Source organism: Amycolatopsis anabasis (assembly GCF_009765355.1).
In the GTDB taxonomy this organism is placed as follows: Bacteria; Actinomycetota; Actinomycetes; order Mycobacteriales; family Pseudonocardiaceae; genus Amycolatopsis; species Amycolatopsis anabasis.
In genome coordinates this window covers 1-2,749 of record NZ_VTHK01000141.1, presented here as the reverse complement: position 1 = coordinate 2,749, position 2,749 = coordinate 1, and the positions used below count along the sequence as shown (strand labels likewise).

Annotated in this window: 2 protein-coding genes; both read left to right on the top strand. The window is 69.6% G+C overall.

Annotated features, from left to right (window positions below; translation table 11 throughout):
• The first annotated feature begins 576 nt into the window (after positions 1-576).
• Positions 577-1,167: a PadR family transcriptional regulator gene (locus tag FXO23_RS50345; RefSeq protein ID WP_158896291.1), complete on the top strand. Its 591-nt coding sequence runs from the start codon at positions 577-579 to the stop codon at positions 1,165-1,167.
• Positions 1,164-2,624, top strand: coding sequence for an FAD-dependent monooxygenase (locus FXO23_RS50340; protein WP_158896289.1), 1,461 nt, complete (start codon positions 1,164-1,166; stop codon positions 2,622-2,624). Before FXO23_RS50345 ends, FXO23_RS50340 begins: the two co-directional genes overlap by 4 nt.
• Positions 2,625-2,749 lie beyond the last annotated feature (125 nt).

Genomic DNA, 2,749 nt, shown 5'->3' with positions numbered 1-2,749 from the left:
TCTCCCGCATCGCGACCCGGGGCGGCCGCATGCCGCCCCGCATCACTGGCGAGGGAGTATCCGCAACCCGCCAGCGGTCGCGTCAGACTCGGAAGAACATGGCCATCACCCTAGCCAGCCGCGCCGGCACCATGTCAATCGAATATCGGACCACCCGCTCCCATCGGCACCAGAGCGGGTTGCGGTGCCGGCGATGATTTCTGATCCCGCGCTGGCCCTCCACCGGAGCAGTTGCTCGTGGACATGGTCAGCCAGGTCCAGCGGATCCGCGTGCTGTGGGAATGCGTCTGGCCCGTCGCGCTCGGTCCGCCGTGAGATCACTCGCTGCGTCGGGCAGGAAACCCTCGCGGCGCATCGTGCGCCACCTGTTCGCCGCGCTCGACGCACTCCGGGCCCGAACTCGGCGGCGGTGAGGGCCTGCACGATTCGCGAGCACAAGCGGCCCGCACCGGTTGAGATCATCCACCGTGGTCGAGTTTGGGGGTCGCTTCCCAGGGTTGACAGTTGTCGCCGAGTTCGGATACTTGGTTCCGAGCGATCGGAGGCAAGTAGTTGGCTGAGAGTAAACGACGCACCGTGTCCAACCCGTTGGGGCTGGCCGTGCTGGGGCTGCTGATCGAGTCCCCGATGCATCCCCATGCCATGGCCGCCACCCTGCGGGAACGCGGTATGGACCGGGTGTTCAAGGTGACCACCGGCTCGCTCTACGACGTGGTCCGCGCCCTGGAGCGGGCCGAGTGGATCGAGGCGCGCGAGACCGTCCGGGTCGGTGCCCGTCCGGAGCGGACGATCTACCAGCAGACCCCGCTGGGGCATGCGGAGTTCGTGCGCTGGGTGGATGAGCTGATCCGCATTCCGGTCGCCGAGTATCCGAAGTTTCTCGCCGCGGTCAGCTACCTGGGCGCGCTCGGCCCGGAGGGCGCGGTGGTCGCGTTGCGGGAGCGGGCCGACCGGCTACGCGTGCAACTCGACGAGATGCGGGAAGGGCACCGCGCGGCGCTGGGCGAGGTGCCGCGGTTGTTCGTGGTGGAGGCCGAGTACGCGGTGCGGATGTGCGAAGCCGAACTCGGCTGGATCGAGGAGACCGTCGACGACATCGAGCAGGGCTGCCTGGCCTGGCCGGAACCCGAATCCGACCAGACCGGGGCCGCGGGGGAGGTCCGATGACGGTCGTCGTGGCCGGGGCGGGGCCGGCCGGGTTGATGCTGTCCGCCGAACTCGCACTCGCCGGGGTCGAGGTGCTGGTCGTGGACCAGTTGCCGCGACGGTCGCCGATCTGCCGGGGCTTCACCCTCAACGCGCGCAGCCTCGAGCTGCTGGACCGGCGCGGCATCGCCGACCGCTTCCTCGAAGCGGGTCCTACGGTGCCCTACAGCATGTTCGCCGATCCGGCCCGGCCGCTGGATCTGACCGCGATGGACACCGATCACCCGTACGTGCTCGGCATCGCGCAGACCCTGGTCGAAGAACTGCTCGAACAGTGGCTGGCCGAACTGGGCGTGCCCGTGCGCTGGGGACACGAGGTCGTCGGATGCGACCAGGACGACACCGGGGTCGGCGTGACCCTGCGGGTCGATGGCGCCCACCGGCGGATCCGGGCCGACTACCTTGTCGGCTGCGACGGCAGCCGCAGCATCGTCCGCAAACTCGCCGGGATCGGCTTTCCCGGCACCGACGCCACCACGTTCAGCCTGCTCGCGGACGTGGAACTCGCCGACCCCGCCGACCTGCCCTTCGGTGTGACCGAAGGCGAACACGGCACGGTGTTCGTGATCCCCCGGCCCGGTTACGTGCGGATCGTGCTCGACGAACCGGAACCACCCGGTGACCGTGACCAGCCAGTCCAGCTCGCCCACTTCCAGAACGTCCTCGACCAGGCACTCGGCCGCCGGGTCGCGCTTCGCGAACCACGCTGGCTCACCAGGTTCTCCGACGCGGCGCGGCAGGCGGACCGGTACGTCGCGGGCCGGATCATGCTGACCGGGGATGCCGCGCACATCCACCCACCGGCGGGAGCGGTGGGCGTGAACGTGGCGCTCGCGGACGCGGTCAACCTCGGCTGGAAACTCGCGGCGACCACGCTCGGGCACGCCCCGGACGGCCTGCTGGACAGCTACCACGAGGAACGCCACCCGGCCGGGGCGCGCGTGCTGCGGACGACGCGCGTGCAGACGGTGCTCGGGCGGCGGGAAACGGCGCTCGATCCGGTGCGCGACCTGTTCAGCGAACTGACCGCGCTCGCACCGGTCGGCAAGTACCTCGCCGAACTGATCACCGGGGTGAGCACCCGGTACGACCCGAAAATCCCCGGTGAACACCCGTGGCTGGGCAGGCTGGCCCCGAACCTGAAGCTGATCACCGACGGCGAGCACACCAGCATCGCCAAGCTGCTGCGGACCGCCCGTCCGGTGCTGCTCGAACTCGGCGACCGCACCCTGCCGACCGGGCCCGAGAGCAGGGTGACCGCGCACCGCGCCCGCTGTCCCGAGCACCCCGACCTCGAAGGGCTGCTGATCCGCCCCGACGGGCACACCGCCTGGATCTCCACCCAAACCGATCCACAACCAACCGACACCCTCACCACCGCCCTGACCACCTGGTTCGGCGATGGGACACACGGATAGCAGGCCGGGCTTCCCACCCCATCACCGATTCACGCAAAACCGGGCCAGAGCCTGGGACGTGCTACTGACTAGACGACCTATTCCAAGGGGTGCGAGGTCGAAGACGTAGGCGAGGGTGTCCATGA